Source organism: Pseudomonas japonica, from assembly GCF_013522925.1.
Taxonomy (GTDB): domain Bacteria; phylum Pseudomonadota; class Gammaproteobacteria; order Pseudomonadales; family Pseudomonadaceae; genus Aquipseudomonas; species Aquipseudomonas japonica_A.
Window position 1 is genome coordinate 96192 of sequence record NZ_JAAMQU010000001.1, and the last position, 17451, is coordinate 113642.

At 63.7% G+C, this 17451-nt stretch carries 19 protein-coding genes; 4 read left to right on the forward strand and 15 right to left on the reverse strand.

The genetic code is table 11. From position 1 onward, the window contains the following. Nucleotides 1–6 precede the first annotated feature (6 nt). The 3 genes from mdtD to G7016_RS00440 are packed head-to-tail and all read left to right on the forward strand — an operon-like array spanning nt 7 to nt 4042. On the forward strand, nt 7–1434 hold the full coding sequence (mdtD, locus tag G7016_RS00430) for a multidrug transporter subunit MdtD (protein WP_181110864.1): 1428 nt from the start codon (nt 7–9) through the stop codon (nt 1432–1434). Nucleotides 1435–1490: 56 nt separating this feature from the next. Continuing rightward, nucleotides 1491–2870: an ATP-dependent RNA helicase DbpA gene (dbpA, locus tag G7016_RS00435; protein WP_181110865.1), complete on the forward strand. Its 1380-nt coding sequence runs from the start codon at nt 1491–1493 to the stop codon at nt 2868–2870. After that, nucleotides 2867–4042, forward strand: coding sequence for a BaiN/RdsA family NAD(P)/FAD-dependent oxidoreductase (locus G7016_RS00440; protein ID WP_308812118.1), 1176 nt, complete (start codon nt 2867–2869; stop codon nt 4040–4042). The genes dbpA and G7016_RS00440 overlap by 4 nt, the downstream gene beginning before the upstream one ends. Before the next feature lie 58 nt (nt 4043–4100). Here G7016_RS00440 and G7016_RS00445 read toward each other — a convergent pair whose 3' ends face one another. From G7016_RS00445 to G7016_RS00455, 3 genes are all read right to left on the reverse strand, one after another. Further along, the gene (locus G7016_RS00445) at nt 4101–4805 is read right to left on the reverse strand and encodes an aspartate/glutamate racemase family protein (RefSeq protein ID WP_181110866.1); all 705 of its coding nucleotides are present in this window, start codon (nt 4803–4805) and stop codon (nt 4101–4103) included. Nucleotides 4806–4822: 17 nt separating this feature from the next. After that, nucleotides 4823–5593 carry a ParA family protein gene (locus G7016_RS00450; RefSeq protein ID WP_181110867.1) on the reverse strand — a complete coding sequence of 257 codons (771 nt, stop codon included), beginning with the start codon at nt 5591–5593 and terminating at the stop codon, nt 4823–4825. Between the two features lie 87 nt (nt 5594–5680). Continuing rightward, on the reverse strand, nt 5681–6568 hold the full coding sequence (locus tag G7016_RS00455) for a LysR family transcriptional regulator (RefSeq protein ID WP_181110868.1): 888 nt from the start codon (nt 6566–6568) through the stop codon (nt 5681–5683). Nucleotides 6569–6671: 103 nt separating this feature from the next. On the opposite strand from G7016_RS00455, the gene G7016_RS00460 reads away from it, so the two are divergent. Then, nucleotides 6672–7937, forward strand: a complete 1266-nt coding sequence (locus G7016_RS00460) for an MFS transporter (protein ID WP_375139668.1) — start codon at nt 6672–6674, stop codon at nt 7935–7937. Nucleotides 7938–7963: 26 nt separating this feature from the next. On the opposite strand, the gene G7016_RS00465 is transcribed toward G7016_RS00460, so the two are convergent. From G7016_RS00465 to G7016_RS00520, 12 genes are read right to left on the reverse strand one after another with little or no spacing between them, the layout of a single operon-like run. Beyond that, nucleotides 7964–8335, reverse strand: a complete 372-nt coding sequence (locus tag G7016_RS00465; protein WP_181110870.1) for a NirD/YgiW/YdeI family stress tolerance protein — start codon at nt 8333–8335, stop codon at nt 7964–7966. A 60-nt stretch (nt 8336–8395) separates the two neighbouring features. Next, entirely contained in the window at nt 8396–8842 is a 447-nt protein-coding gene (gene gspM / locus G7016_RS00470) for a type II secretion system protein GspM (RefSeq protein WP_181110871.1), read from the reverse strand. Next, complete coding sequence (locus G7016_RS00475; RefSeq protein ID WP_181110872.1) at nt 8839–9888, reverse strand: hypothetical protein; 1050 nt, start codon at nt 9886–9888, stop codon at nt 8839–8841. The genes gspM and G7016_RS00475 overlap by 4 nt, the downstream gene beginning before the upstream one ends. Next, on the reverse strand, nt 9885–10721 hold the full coding sequence (locus G7016_RS00480; protein ID WP_181110873.1) for a type II secretion system minor pseudopilin: 837 nt from the start codon (nt 10719–10721) through the stop codon (nt 9885–9887). The genes G7016_RS00475 and G7016_RS00480 overlap by 4 nt, the downstream gene beginning before the upstream one ends. Beyond that, nucleotides 10718–11257: a type II secretion system protein GspJ gene (locus G7016_RS00485; protein ID WP_181110874.1), complete on the reverse strand. Its 540-nt coding sequence runs from the start codon at nt 11255–11257 to the stop codon at nt 10718–10720. The genes G7016_RS00480 and G7016_RS00485 overlap by 4 nt, the downstream gene beginning before the upstream one ends. After that, nucleotides 11254–11589, reverse strand: coding sequence for a type II secretion system minor pseudopilin GspI (gene gspI / locus G7016_RS00490; protein WP_181110875.1), 336 nt, complete (start codon nt 11587–11589; stop codon nt 11254–11256). The genes G7016_RS00485 and gspI overlap by 4 nt, the downstream gene beginning before the upstream one ends. Further along, complete coding sequence (locus G7016_RS00495; protein ID WP_181110876.1) at nt 11586–12059, reverse strand: prepilin-type N-terminal cleavage/methylation domain-containing protein; 474 nt, start codon at nt 12057–12059, stop codon at nt 11586–11588. Before G7016_RS00495 ends, gspI begins: the two co-directional genes overlap by 4 nt. Beyond that, nucleotides 12056–12493, reverse strand: a complete 438-nt coding sequence (gspG, locus tag G7016_RS00500; protein ID WP_181110877.1) for a type II secretion system major pseudopilin GspG — start codon at nt 12491–12493, stop codon at nt 12056–12058. The genes G7016_RS00495 and gspG overlap by 4 nt, the downstream gene beginning before the upstream one ends. After that, nucleotides 12494–13690, reverse strand: a complete 1197-nt coding sequence (locus G7016_RS00505; RefSeq protein ID WP_181110878.1) for a type II secretion system F family protein — start codon at nt 13688–13690, stop codon at nt 12494–12496. It abuts the gene before it with no gap. Beyond that, nucleotides 13687–15117: a GspE/PulE family protein gene (locus G7016_RS00510; RefSeq protein ID WP_181110879.1), complete on the reverse strand. Its 1431-nt coding sequence runs from the start codon at nt 15115–15117 to the stop codon at nt 13687–13689. Before G7016_RS00510 ends, G7016_RS00505 begins: the two co-directional genes overlap by 4 nt. Beyond that, nucleotides 15110–16954 carry a type II secretion system secretin GspD gene (gene gspD, locus G7016_RS00515; RefSeq protein WP_181110880.1) on the reverse strand — a complete coding sequence of 615 codons (1845 nt, stop codon included), beginning with the start codon at nt 16952–16954 and terminating at the stop codon, nt 15110–15112. The genes G7016_RS00510 and gspD overlap by 8 nt, the downstream gene beginning before the upstream one ends. Beyond that, a complete protein-coding gene (locus G7016_RS00520; RefSeq protein ID WP_181110881.1) occupies nt 16951–17448 on the reverse strand; it encodes a hypothetical protein in 498 nt (165 codons plus the stop codon). The genes gspD and G7016_RS00520 overlap by 4 nt, the downstream gene beginning before the upstream one ends. Nucleotides 17449–17451 lie beyond the last annotated feature (3 nt).

Consider the following 17451-nt stretch of genomic DNA (forward strand, 5'->3'; position numbering starts at 1 on the left):
GGTGATATGCCTACCCACGCCACGCTCGACCCCGCCACCGCCCGCTGGATCCCTTGGGTGGTGGCCATCGCCTTCTTCATGCAATCGCTCGACGGCACCATTCTCAACACCGCCCTCCCCGCCATGGCGCGCGACCTGGCTGAAGACCCGCTGCGCATGCAGTCGGTGGTCATCGCCTACATGCTTACAGTTGCGCTGCTGATACCCGCTTCGGGCTGGGTGGCTGACCGCTTCGGCATCAAGCGCGTGTTCATGAGCGCCATCGCCCTGTTCACCTTCGGTTCGCTGCTGTGCGCGGTGTCTGCCACGCTACCGATGCTCGTCGGCGCCCGTATCCTGCAAGGCCTGGGCGGTGCGCTGCTACTCCCGGTAGGCCGGCTGGTGGTACTGCGGGCCTATCCGCGCTCGGAGCTGGTGCGCATTCTGAGCTTCATCACCGTGCCCGGGCTGCTGGGCCCGCTGATCGGCCCCACCATGGGCGGCTGGATGGTGGAGTACCTCACCTGGCACTGGATCTTCCTCATCAACCTGCCTGTGGGCATTCTCGGCTGCGTTGCGGTACGGAAGTTGCTGCCAGAGCTTCCCGGCGGCGAGCGAACCCGGTTCGACGGGTTGGGCTTCGCGCTATTCGGCGCCGCCATGGTGCTGATCACCATTGCCATGGAGGGCCTGGGCGAACTCCACCTGCCCCACCTTCGCGTGGTGCTGCTGCTGTTCGCCGGCATGGCGTGCCTGGCCGCTTACTGGCTGCGCGCCGTTCACACCGAAGCGCCCTTGTTCGCCGCCAGCCTGTTCCGTACGCGCAGCTTCGCGGTGGGCATCCTGGGCAACCTCTTCGCGCGGCTGGGCTCCGGGGCGCTGCCGTTCCTGGTGCCGCTGCTGCTGCAAGTGGGCATGGGTTACTCACCCTCGCTGGCGGGCATGAGCATGATCCCCCTCGCAGCCGCCGCCATGGTGGCCAAGTCGCTGGCGCGGCCATTGATCGAGCGGTTTGGCTACCGCACGTTGCTCACCGCCAACACCGTTGCCCTCGGGATCTTGCTGGCAAGCCTTGGGCTGGTCACGGCCGATACGCCTTATCCCCTGTTGCTGGCGCTTCTGGGCGTACTGGGCGCGATCAACTCCATGCAGTTCACCGCCATGAACACGGTGACGCTCATCGACCTTGGCGATCAGGAAGCCAGCAGCGGCAACAGCCTGTTGTCGGTAGTGGCGCAGCTTTCCATGAGCCTTGGCGTGGCGTGTGCCGGCGCCCTGCTGGGCGGGTTCGAATCAGCGATCGGCAAGGACGGTGTAGAGGATGTGCTGAGTGCCTTCCATCTGACCTTCTTCACCATTGGCTTGATGGCGATGTTTGCGGCCACCATCTTCGTTCAGCTGTCACCAGAGGTCGGCCGCCGCGCTGTTCGTCCGCCGCCCGGCCCAGACGCATAGGGAGATCGGCCGCGGGCTGCTAAACTGCGCCACATTTTTTTTGCAGGACCGCTTCCGTGACCGCAACCGCCTTCGAAACCCTGCCGCTGTCGCCAGCGATGCTCGCCAACCTTGCATCGCTGGGCTACACGCAGATGACACCGATCCAGGCGCAAAGCCTGCCGGCCATCCTCGAGGGCGCCGACCTGATTGCCCAGGCCAGCACCGGCAGCGGCAAGACCGCGGCGTTCGGCATCGGCCTGCTCAACCCGATCAACCCTCGGTACTTCGGCTGCCAGGCGCTGGTGCTCTGCCCTACCCGGGAACTGGCCGATCAGGTGGCCAAGGAAATCCGTCGGCTGGCGCGCTCCGAAGACAACATCAAGGTGCTCACCCTGTGCGGCGGAGTGCCGTTCGGCCCGCAGGTAGGCTCGCTGGAACACGGCGCGCACATCATCGTCGGTACCCCCGGCCGCGTGCAGCAGCACCTGGACAAGGGCACCCTGGTGCTCAGCGGGCTGAACACCCTGGTGCTCGACGAAGCGGACCGCATGCTGGACATGGGCTTTGTGGACGCCATCGCCGCGATCATCGAGCAAACCCCGAGCCGCCGCCAGACGCTGCTGTTCTCGGCCACCTACCCCAAGGGCATCGAGGCGCTGGCCGCACGATTCATGCGCAACCCGCGCACGGTCAAGGTGGCGGCATTGCACGACGACCGCAAGATCGAACAACGCTTTTACGAAGTTGACGCCGAACAGCGCCTCAATGCCGTACTCAAGGTGCTGGGGCATTTCCGGCCGCAGTCCTGCGTGGCGTTCTGCTTCACCCGCCAGCAATGCCAGGAAGTGACCGACCTGTTGACCAGCAAGGGCATCAGCGCTAGCGCCTTGCACGGCGACATGGAGCAGCGCGATCGCGATCAGGTGCTGGCCTTGTTCGCCAACCGTTCCACTAGCGTGATGGTTGCCACTGACGTTGCCGCCCGCGGGATCGACATCGAGGGGCTGGACCTGGTGATCAACGTTGAGCTGGCACGGGACCCGGAAATTCACATCCACCGCATCGGCCGCACCGGGCGCGCCGGAGAGAGCGGTGTGGCGGTAAGCCTGGTTGCCCCGGCCGAAGCCCACCGCGCGCAAGCCATCGAAGCGTTGCAAAAGGCCCAGGTGAACTGGCGCCCATTGGAAGAACTGCAAAACCGCGGCGACGGCCCCCTGGTGCCGCCGATGGCAACCTTGTGCATCGCCGGTGGGCGCAAGGACAAGGTGCGCCCTGGCGATATCCTGGGCGCGCTCACGGGCGACGCGGGTATCCCCGGTACCCAGGTGGGCAAGATCGCCATCTTCGATTACCAGGCCTTCGTTGCCGTTGAGCGTGGGGTCGCCAAGCAGGCACTGGATCGCCTCAACAAAGGCAAGATCAAAGGCCGTTCGCTGCGGGTGCGCCTGTTGTGAAGTTGGATGTCGTCGTTATCGGGGCTGGCGCCGCCGGCCTGATGTGTGCCGCCACCGCCGCGGAACGCGGGCGCAAGGTGCTGGTAATCGACCATGCGAACAAGGCGGGCAAGAAGATTCTCATGTCTGGCGGTGGGCGCTGCAACTTCACCAACATGTACACGGAGCCTGCCAACTTCCTTTCGCAGAACCCGCACTTCTGCAAATCCGCACTGGCGCGGTATACCCAGTGGGACTTCATTGGCCTGGTGGCCGGCTACGGCGTGCCCTACCACGAAAAGAAACTCGGGCAGCTGTTCTGTGACAACAAGGCCAGCGACATCCTGAGCCTGTTGCTGGCTGAATGCGAACGTACCGGCGCCGAGGTTCGGCTCGATACCAGCGTGCAAGAGGTGGCGGCGGTCGAGGGCGGGTATCGCTTGCTGACCAGCGGCGGGCCGCTTACCTGCGCCTCCCTGGTGATTGCCACCGGTGGCCTGTCTATTCCCACCCTGGGTGCGACAGGCTTCGGCTACCAGCTGGCGCGCCAGTTCGGCCACCAGGTGTTGCCAACCCGCGCCGGGCTGGTGCCCTTCACCATTACCGACCAGCTCAAAGCCCTGTGCACCGAGCTGTCGGGCACATCGGTGGACTGCATCGCCAGCTGCAACGGCCAGAGCTTTCGGGAGAACCTGCTGTTCACGCACCGAGGCCTCAGTGGCCCGGCGATCCTGCAGGTGTCATCGTTCTGGGCCCCGGGTGATGTGGTGGCGATCAACCTGCTGCCAGATCACGACGCCGTGGCGTGGCTGGATTCGGCCCAGGCCGAGCGGCCGAATGCCGAGCTTCGCACCGTGCTTGGCGACCTGTTCACCCGCAAGATGGCCCAATTGCTGTGCGAGCAGTGGTTCGAATCCCGCCCGATGAAACAGTACACACCGGCGCAATTGCAAGTGATTGCCAGCCAGCTGGGCGATTGGCAACTGGTGCCGGCGGGTACCGAAGGCTACCGCACCGCCGAAGTCACCCTCGGCGGCGTGGACACCCGCGAAGTGTCCTCCAAAACCATGGAATCCCTGAAAAGCCCGGGGCTGTATTTCATTGGTGAAGTACTGGATGTGACCGGGCACCTCGGTGGGTTCAACTTCCAATGGGCCTGGGCGTCGGGGCATGCGGCTGGGGAAGTGTGCTAAGGCGCTGTGGAGATGGCCATTCGCGCGCTTCGCCGGGGGGCCGATGTAGGGGCCGGGGCTACCCGGCGAACCGGCCCACCATCCACTCCAACCCCATCCCCACGTGGGCCTCGGTGCTGTCTACCAATGTGAGCACCGTATCGTCCGGGCCGATCAGCAGGCCGATTTCGGTACATCCCAGTATTGCGGCCTGCGCTCCGATGGCTTCCAGGCGTTCAAGGCAGGCGAGGTAGAACGCTTTCGCCTCGGGTTTGATAGCCCCTACGCACAGCTCGCTGAAGATAACCCGGTCGATTTCTTCCATTTCGGCCTGTGTAGGCAACAGCACGTGTTGGCCGAAGCGTTCGTTCAAGCGATCGCGGTAGAAGGGTTCGCGCATGGTGAAGCGGGTGCCCAGCAAGGCCACCCTTTCAATGCCTTGGGCCTGTAATTGCTGGCCCACCGCGTCGCCGATGTGCAGCAGTGGAATGTCCACCGAAGCCTCGATTGCCCCGGCGACCTTGTGCATGGTGTTGGTGGCCAGCAACAACGCCGTTGCGCCTGCCCGCTCCAGCCCTTGTGCCGCACGCCCCAGCAGTGCCCCCGCAGCTTCCCATTCGCCGGCCTTTTGCATGGCCGCCACCTGAGCGAAATCCACAGAGTGCAACAGCAGAGGCGCCGAATGCAGGCCACCGAGCCGGTCGCGCACGCCTTCGTTGAGAAGCCGGTAGTAGGTAGCGGTGGATTCCCAGCTCATGCCGCCGATGACGCCAAGGGTTCTCATGCCGTGCTCCATTGGGTTCAGTGCTCTTCGAGTAGATCATGAAGATCTACGAACTGCCGGGTCAGTTTATGGCGAGGGTCGAAGTGGATCAGCGGCTTGTTCGCTTCATGCGACTCGCGCATCCGCACTGAGCTATTCAGGTATACAGGCAATACCGGCAACCCTTCGGCAACCAGGCCATCCAGCATCTTCTGCGGTAAGGCCGCTCGGGGCTGGAATTGGTTGACCACAATGCCCTCGATCACAAGGTCTTCGTTGTGCTCATCGCGCAACTCGCCGATTTCCTTTATCAGCCCATACAAGGCCTGGCGCGAGAAGCTGTCGCAATCGAAGGGGATCAGTACCCGGTCGGCGGCGATCATGGCCGACACCGCATAAAAATTCAGTGCGGGAGGCGTGTCTACGTAGATACGCTCGTAGTCCTCCTCGAGCGTGTCCAACAGCTTGCGCAGCTTGTTGATCTTGAATTTGGCTTCCAGCTTGGGCTGAAGGTCCGCCAGTTCCGCCGTGGCAGTGATGAGGTGAAGGTTGTCGAACGCCGTTTCGTACACGTCTACGGCGTTCTTCTTGCCGAATTGCCCAGAGGCCAAGGTATTGCGAAAGAACGCGGCAATGCCAGGGGGCACATCGTCACCGGCCAGGCCGGTAAGGTACTGCGTGGCGTTGGCCTGGGCGTCCAGGTCGATCAAGAGCGTCCGATAACCGGCGCTGGCGCTGACCGCCGCCAGGTTGCAGGCAATACTAGACTTGCCCACCCCGCCCTTTTGGTTGAACACCACACGTCGCATTGCATCCTCCTTTTTGCGTTCCAATCCGGTGCGACCGCTCGCACCCCACGATATGTACAGGGTCTGCGTGGCAAAGGCTACCTTGGCTCAATGATGGCCAAGCAACAAACGGGTAAACGCTTCGCCCATGGCAGATCCCGGCCCGGTGCGCCGCACCAGCCATACCGCCGACTCCGCAGCCGTATCGAGCAAGGGCCTGTACACCACACCATCGATACGTATGGAGCGGAACGAGGCCGGCAGGACCGACACGCCAAGGCCCGCCGACACCAGCCCGATGATGGTCATGGTTTCTGTAGCCTCCTGTGCGAAGTGGGGGCTGAACCCTGCGGCCTGGGCCAGGCTCAGCAGCTGAGCGTACAGGCCGCTACCGTAGCTGCGCGGGAAGAACACAAACGGCTGCTCGGCGAGCGCAGCCATGGGCAGCCCGTCTCCGGGCATTGTCGCCAAGGGATGGCTGGCGTTGACTACCGCTACCAGGGGTTCTCGGAACAGCTCAACGGCATGCAATGTGTCGGCAAGAGGTAGCGGCCGCATGATGCCCACTTCCACACGCTTCTCGAGCAAGGCATCGGCGACCTCCTGGCTGCTCATCTCGCGCAGGTGCAAGTGCACGGCGGGGAATGCCTGGCGGAACGCACGAATGGCCGCTGGAATACTGGAATTGAACGGCGCGGACGACGTAAAGCCGATCTTCAGTTCACCGAGTTCCCCTAACTGGGCCCGACGTGCCACATCCGCTGCCTTGTCGACCTGCGCCAGCACATGCCTGGCTTCTTCAAGAAACAAGCGCCCGGCTTCGCTCAAGGCTACCCGTCGGTTGGTGCGATCGAACAAGCGCGCGCCCAGCTCCTGTTCCAGTGCCTGGATCTGCTGGCTCAATGGCGGCTGGCTGATACCCAGCGCTTCGGCAGCACGCCCGAAGTGCAAACACTCTGCTACCGCAATGAAATAACGAAGGTGACGAAGCTCCATAACCATATCCAGAACATATCAAACAGGTCGAACAATATATTGGAAGTCATGTTCGCCCAGTTATATGCTTTTTTAATCCCGCACTGTCCTGATGAGGCCTCTCTTGAAAACCGCTGTGGCCGAACCAGTTCGCTCTGTTGCCGCTTCACCCGCCCCTGGCGCGGAACGCTGGATCGAAAAAGGCACGCCGCTATTCATGCGCACGGTGCTGGCGTTGTTTTGTGGCGGCTTCGCTACCTTTGTATTGCTGTATTGCGTGCAGCCGATGATGCCCCTGCTTTCCCATGAGTTCTCCATCAATGCCGCGCAGAGCAGCCTGGTGCTTTCCGTTTCCACGGCCATGCTCGCGGTCGGGTTGCTGATTACAGGGCCAATTTCGGACAGGATCGGCCGCAAGCCGGTGATGGTGACGGCCCTGTTCAGCGCGGCCCTGTGCACTATGGCCAGCGCGCTGATGCCGAGCTGGCCGGCAATTCTGCTGATGCGCGCGCTGCTGGGGCTTTCGCTCAGCGGTGTGGCCGCTGTGGCGATGACCTACCTGAGTGAGGAGATCCATCCAGAGCACATCGGCCTGGCGATGGGCTTGTACATCGGCGGCAACGCCATCGGCGGGATGTCGGGGCGGCTTATTCTGGGGGTATTGATCGACTACGTGAGCTGGCACACAGCAACCCTCGTGGTCGGTGGCCTGGCCTTCGCAGCTGCGGTGGTATTCGTGAAGGTGCTGCCGCCTTCGCGAAACTTCACCAGCCGCGCGCTCAACCCTCGTAGCCTCCTGGACGGTTTTGTCATTCATTTCCGTGACGCTGGCCTGCCGTGGCTGTTCCTCGAAGCCTTCCTGCTGATGGGGGGCTTTGTCACGTTGTTCAACTATATTGGGTACCGTTTGCTGGCCGACCCCTACGATCTCAGCCAGGCAGTGGTGGGGCTGCTTTCGATCGTGTATCTCGCGGGCATCTACAGCTCGGCGCAAACCGGCGCGCTGGCGGACAAGTTCGGGCGGCGCCAGGTGTTCTGGGTGGCCATCGCGGTGATGCTGTTCGGGCTGGTGCTTACCATGCTCCCGTCGCTGGCCGCGATCCTTCCCGGCATGCTGATATTCACCTTCGGCTTTTTCGGCGCGCATTCGGTGGCCAGCAGCTGGATCGGCCGCCGCGCCACCCATGCCAAGGGCCAGGCGTCTTCCCTTTACCTGTTCAGTTATTACCTGGGCTCGAGCCTGGCTGGCACCCTGGGGGGCGTGGCCTGGCATTACGGGGGCTGGAACGGGATTGGCACGTTCATTGGTGCCCTGCTGGTACTGGCACTGGCGGTAGCGGTGAAGCTGGCGCGCCTGCCAGTACTCCCGGGCAACAAAAAACCGGCCTAGGCCGGTTTTTTTGTCGAACGCCCCAGTTACTGGACGATTTCCACTCGGTGAACGTCGACCTCGCGGCCGTCGCTGTCCACATCGACTTCGCCGACGAGCCGTACCTTTTGCTTGTCATCGACCGATGCATTCGTGGGCCATTGATCGTCGTCGATCTCTACCTTGATGGTGCCGCTTGCATCGCGGAACTCGTAGTTGTCGCCCTTCAGGCGGTGCGTGATGGTGCCTTCGAGCACTACCCGGGCATCATCAGCGGCCTGGTTCGCCGCCTGCGCGGTATCGATCACGCCAGCGGCAGTACCTGTAGCGCCGCCATTAGGGCCGGTGTAGCCGCCAGCGTGGCTGAAGGCGCTAGCGGCCAACAAAGGCAGGCAGATCGAAAGATAACGCAGCTTCATGGTTGAACCCTCATCGCTGTATGGATGAACACAGCGTAGTGAACCCAGATGAAGCCAAGCTTAATCCGGCGGGGCCAGGCCAGAGACGGCCATGATCAGCCGTAGCCGGTCGCCTTCCCGGGCGAGCTTGATCGTGTCGAGCTTCAGGTCAGCGCTGTCGAGGCGCTGGAGCCACGGCCACAACGCAGCTGCGGCGCCTTCCAGGGAGAGTTGCGCGCGGCCCGTGGAAATATCAATGCGTTTCACGTCTAGCTGGGCCTCGATCAAGGATGCATGAAGCTGCTCCGGGGTGAACGCCTGCCTGGATGTTGATTGGGCCGGCGCGTTCGCCAACTGCCTGGCCAGTGCCACGTGCTCGGTTTGAGCCGCCCTGGCCGCTTCGCTGCGCCACTGCAATGGTAGCCACGCGAAGCGCCACAGCACCGTGGAGGTCAGCAAAGCGGCCGCAAGCAATAACGTCAGCCGCTCGCGCTTTGAAAGCCGCTGCCAGCGCATCCAGGCACTCATGTTCCGATCTCCTCCAGGCTACCGCGCCAGCGCCCTTCTTCGGCAGTCATCTTGAGCATTCGCCACTGCTTGCGGTCAAGGTGAATGTCCTCCAGCCGTTGCGCGCTCACACTCAGGCGCCAGCGCTTGTCGGCGCCCCGTTCGATCGTGAGCACCTGTACCCCTGGGGTTGCGTCCAGCTGCTGCAGCAACGCTACAAGCGCGGGTAGTGCGCCGCTACGTGCGTTCCCGCTGGCGCCAGAAAGCCGGGCCAGCAGCGCGGGCCCTGGCGGTTGACCCGGGTACAGCTGCGCCATGCGCTGTTCGTTACTGTGCGCCAAGGCCAGGTTGCCGGCGATCAACGTGGAACCCACTCGGTACTCGGCGGCGCATACCAGGCCAAACGCGCAGGCGGCTATTGCGAGGGTGGCCACCCATGGCCAATGTGCCCGCGTGTTTCGGCTTTCAAGGAGGTCCAGGCCCATGGAGCCCTGCAGTGCTGCCCAAAGGTTGTCGGGCGCTTCCAGCCGAGCGATGGGCTGATCGCTGTCACGTTCAAGAGCGCCCAGCCAGGCTTCGCTGGCCGCCAACCTGGGCAACCCCTTGCCGCCGACCAGCCAGCGCCCTGCGATCCACACAGCGCCAGGCTGAGACGCAGCGCAGCAGTCGGCATCAATGCACAAGCCGACCATTGTGGGGAGTGCTCTGCGTAAATAGTCCACCAGCGCGTGATGAGCTTGCCCGTCGGTTATCCACAGCTCATGACGGTTATCCGCATGCCGTTGACCACGCCAGGCGCACAGGCTCTCGGCGGGTTGGAGCAATTGCTCCTCGAGCTCGAACAGCATCGCCTCGGTGGTGGGTTTGCCGCGGTGCCGCCAAGGGGCACAAAGGTGCCAGCCAAACCGCTCCATCGGCAGCAAGACCTTCACCGGTTTGCCCTCAAGCATACGGGCGCAGTCACCCAGGGTGGTTTCAGTCACGCCCTGGGCGTGTTGCATCAGCCAACACGGCTGCGCATCAAGGGTCTCGGTGGCCTGGGGTAGTATGTACAGCCATGTTGTCATGGTGATGGCGCCTCTTCCTCAATTGCGCGTAGCCAACGGCGTAGCACCCGCGGGTGCCCGTCGGCAGCAGCCAGTTCCACATCGGCAAGCAAACGCAGGCGGCGTCGATCGGCCTGGGCTGCCAGCTCAAGGCGGAACCAGCGACTGCCGACAGCCAGATCACCGGCCTGCACGCTCAGGCCTTGCAAGGCAGGTTGGTTGCGCCAGGCCTGCACCGTCGAAAACCCCGCTGAAGGCCGCTCGCGTTCCAGGCGCCGCGCAACGTCCATCGGTATGCCCAGGCTAGCCAACACAGGCGCTTGCACGGTATTGACGTTGATCCGCGCAGCCTCGGGCATCCATGCGGCATAAGGCGCAAGCCGCGCCAGCCACGGACGGTCGACGCCAGTTAGCAGGCGCGCCTGGCTGAGCTCGCGCCATGCAGGCAGGGGCCCTTCAGGCCAGGAAACAGCCTTGAGCTCAAGCACCTGCAGCAGCCGCTTGAACTGCTCAAGCCCGCTTGGCCGCGCAAGCCATTGAAGGTTGAAGCGCCCCGCCAGGTCGGTTACCGCGCCCTGTAGATAGATGCCGTCCTTCAAGGTCCAGGCCTGCGGTTGGGCCCAAGGCTGGCCAACGTGCACGGGTTCAGGCCGCGAGCCTTCCCACCTTGGCAACTGGGCCAGCAGCCGCGCTTCCCCTTCGAGGAGCGCCTGGCGCAGGCGTATAGTCTCAAGCTGCATGGTTGTCGCGGCGACCATTACCCGTTGTTGCCGCACAACCCCTTCCACCAGCAGCAACGCCAATGTGAGCACCAACAACACGCTGAGCAGCGCCATACCCCGTTGCTGTCTCATCGGCCGCGCCCCGGCCAGCGAAGCAGGCGGGTAACGGTTCCGAACAACGGGTGTTCGATGGTCAAGCGTAACGCGGCAGGGCGACAGCGCACCTCGCAGCCATCCAGCCACAGATTGTCCTTGCCCAGCACCTGCCAACGGGCAGCCTTGATCCCACTCAGCAACCGCCGTTGCGTAACCGCGCCGTTATCGCCCCGTGCATGCCGCCAGAGTTCGCCGTCACTGAACTGATAGCTCACCTGCTGCAACTCGCTGCGCGGAAGATCCAATGGGTTGCGCCAGCCCGCGCTGCCGAAGGTCAGCTGGCGCCTGTCCAGGTACAGTGGGCGGTACCAGGTGACGGCGTGCAGCGCATCGTGGTCCAGGGCGGTAAACGTACGCTGCAGTTCACGCAGCGACTGACTGCGAGTGGTTAATCCCAGTTCCGCTCGCCATGCCAGGTCGAACAGCTTTGAACAGGCGATACCGAGCAAGGCGAACAATGCGAGGGCAATCAGCAGTTCCACCAGCGTAAAGCCGCCCTGGTTATTGCTCACGGATGCGACCCCGACCAGGTAGCCAAGGCTTCGCCACCTGGCGTTTCCTGCAGCACTATGGACAGGCCACTGGCGCCCTCGGGCCGTTGCTGCAACCACCACGTGTTCCCGGCAAACGTGAGCGCCAGGCCCTCGGTGCGGGACGATACCAGCCCCAGGGTCAAGGCCTGAAGGTGATTATCCAAGGCAATACTGGCGAACCAGCGCGCCTCCAGGCGTTGCTGATTCAGGGTGCTCCATTGCGCAGCGGACACCACCGCCGCCGCCAGGGTTGCAAATACCGCCAGGGCTACCAGCAGCTCCATCAGGGTAAAGCCCCGCTGCCGCTTCATGGTTGCAACTCCGGGTCACCGGCGCCATCGGTGCGCAGCACCCCGACGCTTTGCCCCTGCCACCGCAGGTGTAACTCAAAACTGCTCAGTTCATCGCTGGCCAGCGCGAGCAGCTGTGGCTTGGCAGGGCCGCTTGCAGGCAGCAGCACCGCCTGCCCCTCTACCGTGAGCTGCCAGGCCATACCCGTGCCCAACGTGCCAGTGGAAGGCAACGCCGTCCAGGCACCCTCGCGCAGCGCCATCGCTTGCCAGCCAGCCTCGTTCAAGGCAATGCCGTACTGGCGGTCCAGCAACACCGCCTGCTCGCGCAACGCACTCAGTTGTGCGCCCAATTCAGCCAGGGCCTGGCGGCCTTGGCGGTGAGGATCGGGGCCCATGGCAAGGCTTGCCGTGGCAAGCACCGCTCCGATCACCGCCATCACAATCAGCAGTTCAAGCAGCGTGAAGCCGCGTTGCGCCAACGGTTTCAAGGCGCCCAGGCCTCAAGGTCGGCAGCGCCTTCGGTGCCGCCGGGTTGCCTGTCCGCGCCGAGGGAGCTCAACTCGAACCCGGTGTCCGTCACGGCGTAGCGGTACTGGCTGCCCCATGGGTCTACCGGCAGCTGACGCAAATAGCCTCGCGGGCTCCAGTTCGGCGCAGGCGGGTCGCCTTGCGGGCGGGTGACCAGCGCCTCCAGCCCTTGTTCGGTACTGGGGTAGTGGCCGTTATCCAGGCGATACATTTCGATGGCGGTGGCAATGGCTTTCAGATCGCTGCGTGCGGCGGTGACCTTGGCCTGCTCGGGACGGTCCATGAATTGAGGCACGATCAGCGCGCCGAGCACGCCGATGATGACAACGACGATCATGATTTCAATGAGGGTAAAGCCACGCTGAGCCGCCCGCGGCAATTGCAATGTACGCATTCAGGTTACCAATTGGTTGAGGCTGAGGATGGGGAGCAACACGCCCATCACGATGAACATGACCACGAGCCCCATCCCGACCAGCATCAAAGGCTCGAACAGGCTAAGCATCATGGCAATACGGTTGGCGAGGAGTTTTTCCTGCTGGTCAGCGGCACGGTGCATCATCCCGGCCAGGTTGCCGGACTGCTCCCCACTGGCAATCAACTGCAGCATGAGCGGGCTGATGGTTTTTGTACCTGCCAGCGCCTGGGCGAGCGCACCGCCTTCAGCCACTCGATCCACTACACCCACGAGGCGATCTCGAAGCGCCAGGTTTCCCAATACTGCGTTGGCAATTCTCAGCGCTGGCAGCAAAGGCACGCCACTGCCCAACATGATTGCCAGGGTGCTGATATAGCGGGCGCTTTCAGCGTTCCCCAGGGTGGGGCCGAGTACCGGAACACGCAGGAACAGGCTGTCCAGCCGCCGCCGGGGAGCGGGCTTGCGCAGCAGTATCGGGCCCGCCGTTGCCAGCAGTGCCATGAACGCGGCGAGCCAAGGCCAGGCGATCCCGAGGAACCCCGTAAAGCCCATCAGCCACCGTGTGGGCCATGGCAATGCCTGGCCGCTCCCGGTAAACAGGGCGAGAATATCCGGCACCACGTAGCCCAGCAAAAACGCCACTATTACCGAGCTCACCAGCAGCAATAACGCGGGGTACACCAGGGCAGTGCGGATGCGCTGACGAGCGAGCTGCCGCGCTTCAAGGTGGTCTGCCAACTGCTCCAGCACTTGTCCCAAATGCCCCGATTGCTCACCGGCTTCCACGGTGGCGCGATACAGGTTGGAAAATACCCGGGGCTGGCTGGCCATGGCTGCGGCCAGGCTACGGCCTTCTACCACGCCGCCCAGCACCTCCTTCAATACCTTGGCCGTGGGGCTGTCGTGCATTTGGCGGGTCACGGCCTCAAGGGCGCTCGCCAACGGCACCGTAGCTTGCAGCAAGGTCGCGAGCTGGCGTGTGGCAAGGGCAAGCTCGGCGCTGCCTACCCGTACCTTTTGCACGTGTGGGCCGCCACGGGCCACGCTTATATGGCGCGGTACCCAGCCGCGTGATCGCAGCTGTTGCCGGAGCGCGGCAGAACTGGCAGCGCTTTCCAGCCCCCTATGAATACGGCCCTGTGCATCTTCGGCGCGGTAGCGGTAACGGTTCATGGCCCTATTTCCACCACGCGGCGCACCTCAGTCAGGCTGGTGAGCCCGTCGGCTACTGCCTGCAAGCCCGCTGCGGCAAGGCCTGGCGCCTGCTGTCGGGCCAGCGATTCGAGTTGTTGCTCACTCGCGCCATCATGAATGGCCAGCATGAGCGATGAATCCATTTCCACCAGCTCATGAAGGGCCATCCGCCCCCGATAACCATGGCGGCAGTGCTCGCAACCTACCGGCTCGAACCCACCGCTGGCGTGCGGCTGCTTGCAATGGACACACAACAGCCGCACCAGCCGCTGGGACTGCACCGCAGTGAGGCTGGAGGCCAGCAGATAGGCATCTACCCCCATATCGAGCAAGCGGGTTACCGCCCCTACGGCACTGTTGGTATGCAGGGTCGACAGCACAAGGTGGCCGGTAAGAGAAGCCTGAATGGCCACCTCGGCCGTTTCCCGATCCCGGATTTCGCCCACCATCACCACGTCCGGGTCTTGCCGCAGAATGGCCCGCAACCCGCGCGCGAAGGTCATGCCCGCCGCCGCATTCACGGGCGACTGGCCTATTCCAGGGAGGTGGTATTCCACCGGGTCTTCTACGGTGAGGATGTTGCGTGCCTGTTCCCGCAAACTGGCCAGGGCCGCATAAAGGCTGGTGGTTTTTCCTGAACCTGTGGGGCCGGTAACGAGGAAGATGCCATGAGGCCGCGCCAGCACCCCTCGCAGGCGTTCAAGCCCGGGCCCCGGAGGCATGATGTGTTCCAGGCTGACCGGCACGGCGTTCCTGTCGAGCAACCGCAACACCACCCGCTCGCCTTGCACGCACGGCAGCGTGGATAGGCGTATGTCGATATCGTGCCCGGCCAGGCGCAGCGCGATCCGGCCATCCTGGGGCACGCGCTTTTCAGCGATATCCAGCCCCGCCATCACCTTGAGCCGGGACACCAGCGAAGAGGAAGCTTCACGGCGCGCCCGCAACACTTCTCGAAGGTGCCCATCCACGCGCAGGCGCACCACCACTGCGTTTTCTTCGGTGTCCAGGTGAACATCCGAGGCACGTTCCCGTACCGCCTGCGCCAGCAGCGCGTTGATGAGGCGAATGACCGGCGCTTCGGCCTCATCCTCCAGCAGGTCCAGGTTATGCGGCAGCTCTACCGCCAACTGGTTGAGGTCCTGATCGTCATTCAGGCGCTCGGCAACATGCCGCGCGTCGTGTTCATCGCCCTGGTAATGGCGGGCCAGGCGCTGCGCGAACGCGGTGTCGTCAAGCAGTTGCAGACAAGGCTCGTGACCGAGCCAGCGGCGTACCTCGGCACATACTTCCCAACCGGGCTGGCCGCGGCACACCAACACAGGCGCGGCAGCGGTCCCTTCGAGCAGAACGCCAGCGCGCGAGGCGTAGCGGAACGGCATGGGCGGTAACGACGGTTCAGTCATGTGAACCCGGCGCCCCCTCGAACAAGCCCTGCGCTTCAGGGGGCACGCGCCGGCCACGAGGGTCGTCGATCACCTCGGTTTCGGTTTGCCTCGCCCTTTGCAGTTGCCGCTCGGCCAAGGCCGATTGCGCTACGGCCTCGCGCATCACCGTCGGGCGCAGGAACACCATCAGGTTGGTCTTCACCTGAGTATCACGCCGCCAAGTGAACAAACGGCCTACCCAAGGCAATCGCTTGAGCCCGGGCACGCCACTTTCGGTCTGGCGTACGCTGTCCTTGATCAAGCCACCCAATACGATGATCTGGCCATCCCGCGCCAGGATGGTGCTCTTTACACTGCGCTTGTTGGTGATCAGGTCCTTGACGGCGGGGTCTGTGGTGGGCGCGACCTCCGAGTTCTCTTGTTCGATCTCCAGCCGCATGGCATCGCCGTCGTTGATATGAGGGCGGATCTTGAGCTTGATGCCTACGTCCCGGCGCTCTACCGTGGTGAAGGGGTTGTCCGAGCCACTGTTGCCAGTGGTGTAACTGCCCGTGAGGAAGGGGACGTTCTGGCCCACCAGAATCTCCGCCTCCTGGTTATCCAGGGTCATCAGGCTAGGGGTGGACAGCAGGTTGCTGTTCACGTTGCTGGCCAACGCCGACACCAGCAACCGAAAACGATCGTTGCCTAGCCGCAGCAGGCCACCGTCAGGTAGATCCAGCTCTTCGGCAAGCGTACCGATCGGGCTGATCCCTGCCCCAGGGAAGCTGCTGGAGCCCCCAAGGTCACCGCCCTGCAGCCCCCATTGCACGCCTAGTGCCTGGCTGGTGTCGCCACTGATCTCGACGATAGCGGCCTCGATCATTACTTGCGCACGGGGCTGATCAAGTTGGCTGACCAGTGCCTGCATCGTCCGAATAGCCTTGGAAGGCCCTATCATCACCAAGGCGTTCTGGCTTTCGTCGGCCCGTACGGTCGCTGATTGGCCTGCGCCGGCGCGGTCCCGTGGCAAGCCCTCGAGCGGTTCCCCTGCCTGCTGGCTGAGCGGATCGAGTACTTCGGCCAGCTGTCGCGCGTCGCCATGCCGCAGGTGGATCACGGCCGCATTGCTGTCACTGCTTCGGGGAACGTCGAGGCTGAGGGCCAAGCCTTTGAGCCGCTCGCGTAACGCGGGCGGGCCCAGCAGCACCAGCGCGTGGCCAGCGGGATCGGCAATTATCCGGGGGGTTTCATCACCTTTGCGAGCGGTGGCTCGCTCCAGCAGCGTCGCGAGCTCACCGGCGTCCGCGTGCTTGAGCGGTAACACGTCATGCCCGGCCTGCTCACCGTTGTCCAATTCCTGAGCCAGGCGCGACAGGCGCCTGGCATTAGCCGCGGTATCGGTAATGACCAGCGCATTGGCCGAAGCCGACGGCCCCACGTAGCCGTGCGCAGAGGCCAGCGGTTTGAGCAACGCCGCCAGGTCGGCTGCTTGTGCGCTATGCAGGGCCAATACCTGCGTGACTACGCCCATGTCGGTGCGGCTGGCGGCACGCGCCTTCGCGTCGGCAGCCGGAACCACCAACAAACGGCCGTCTTCTTCCACGGCGGCCAGTCCCCGGCTTTCGAGCACGGTATAAAACAGCTCGCGCACCTGGTTGCGGTCCAGGGCCTGATCCGAATGCACCGTAAGGCGGGCCTTGGCCCTTGGGTCCACGATCGCGGTCAATCCCAGGATGTCGGCAACTTCGGTAGCTACATCCACGACGTCGGCGTCTTCCATGGACAGCATCCAGGTATCGGCCCGTAAGGGTGCGGCAGTGCATACCAACAACGTTGCGAGCGCGAGAGATAACAACTGTGGGGCATGTTTCATGAGTGTGGGCCTGCAGAGAGAGCGGAACGCAGGTAGCGCCTTGTGCCAGTGGCCGGTGGCCCATCAACCGCTTCGAAGGAAGGGCGGTTTGCAGTCGCCTGTCGTAAAGCCAGCACCACTTCCTCGCCACGCTGCCAGAGCACAGCATGGCCGGCGTTAACCCGGCGAACCTGGCTTCCATCCGGGAGCCTGTCGCCTATGCGGTACGCCTGCACCAGCCCGGCGTGCTCCACGAGGATTCGGGAATGCTCCCCTGCTACAACGCAAGCCTTGAGCTTGAGCGCCGTGCGTGCCTGTGCGAGCGGCGCACCTGAAGGCAGGCCAAACAGCCTCGCGATCACCTGAGGCGAGAGTGTCGCGGGCGCGGAAATGGGCTTGGCGGCCACCGAGGGTAACGGTGGGGTAGCCGGTAACGGCGCTTGCCAAACACGATAGACAAGCCAGCCCGCGCCCGCCGCCATCACCACCGGCAATGCCCACCACTTGTAGCGCATGAC

Bases quoted from the DNA above. Each gene is read 5' to 3' on its own strand.
- G7016_RS00480 (WP_181110873.1), bottom strand. From the start codon at position 10,721: ATGAGACAGCAACGGGGTATGGCGCTGCTCAGCGTGTTGTTGGTGCTC.
- G7016_RS00510 (WP_181110879.1), bottom strand. From the start codon at position 15,117: ATGACTGAACCGTCGTTACCGCCCATGCCGTTCCGCTACGCCTCGCGC.
- gspI (WP_181110875.1), bottom strand. From the start codon at position 11,589: ATGAAGCGGCAGCGGGGCTTTACCCTGATGGAGCTGCTGGTAGCCCTG.
- G7016_RS00505 (WP_181110878.1), bottom strand. From the start codon at position 13,690: ATGAACCGTTACCGCTACCGCGCCGAAGATGCACAGGGCCGTATTCAT.
- gspD (WP_181110880.1), bottom strand. From the start codon at position 16,954: ATGAAACATGCCCCACAGTTGTTATCTCTCGCGCTCGCAACGTTGTTG.
- gspG (WP_181110877.1), bottom strand. From the start codon at position 12,493: ATGCGTACATTGCAATTGCCGCGGGCGGCTCAGCGTGGCTTTACCCTC.
- G7016_RS00450 (WP_181110867.1), bottom strand. From the start codon at position 5,593: ATGCGACGTGTGGTGTTCAACCAAAAGGGCGGGGTGGGCAAGTCTAGT.
- G7016_RS00445 (WP_181110866.1), bottom strand. From the start codon at position 4,805: ATGAGAACCCTTGGCGTCATCGGCGGCATGAGCTGGGAATCCACCGCT.
- G7016_RS00520 (WP_181110881.1), bottom strand. From the start codon at position 17,448: ATGCGCTACAAGTGGTGGGCATTGCCGGTGGTGATGGCGGCGGGCGCG.
- gspM (WP_181110871.1), bottom strand. From the start codon at position 8,842: ATGAGTGCCTGGATGCGCTGGCAGCGGCTTTCAAAGCGCGAGCGGCTG.
- G7016_RS00455 (WP_181110868.1), bottom strand. From the start codon at position 6,568: ATGGAGCTTCGTCACCTTCGTTATTTCATTGCGGTAGCAGAGTGTTTG.
- G7016_RS00465 (WP_181110870.1), bottom strand. From the start codon at position 8,335: ATGAAGCTGCGTTATCTTTCGATCTGCCTGCCTTTGTTGGCCGCTAGC.
- mdtD (WP_181110864.1), top strand. From the start codon at position 7: ATGCCTACCCACGCCACGCTCGACCCCGCCACCGCCCGCTGGATCCCT.
- G7016_RS00475 (WP_181110872.1), bottom strand. From the start codon at position 9,888: ATGACAACATGGCTGTACATACTACCCCAGGCCACCGAGACCCTTGAT.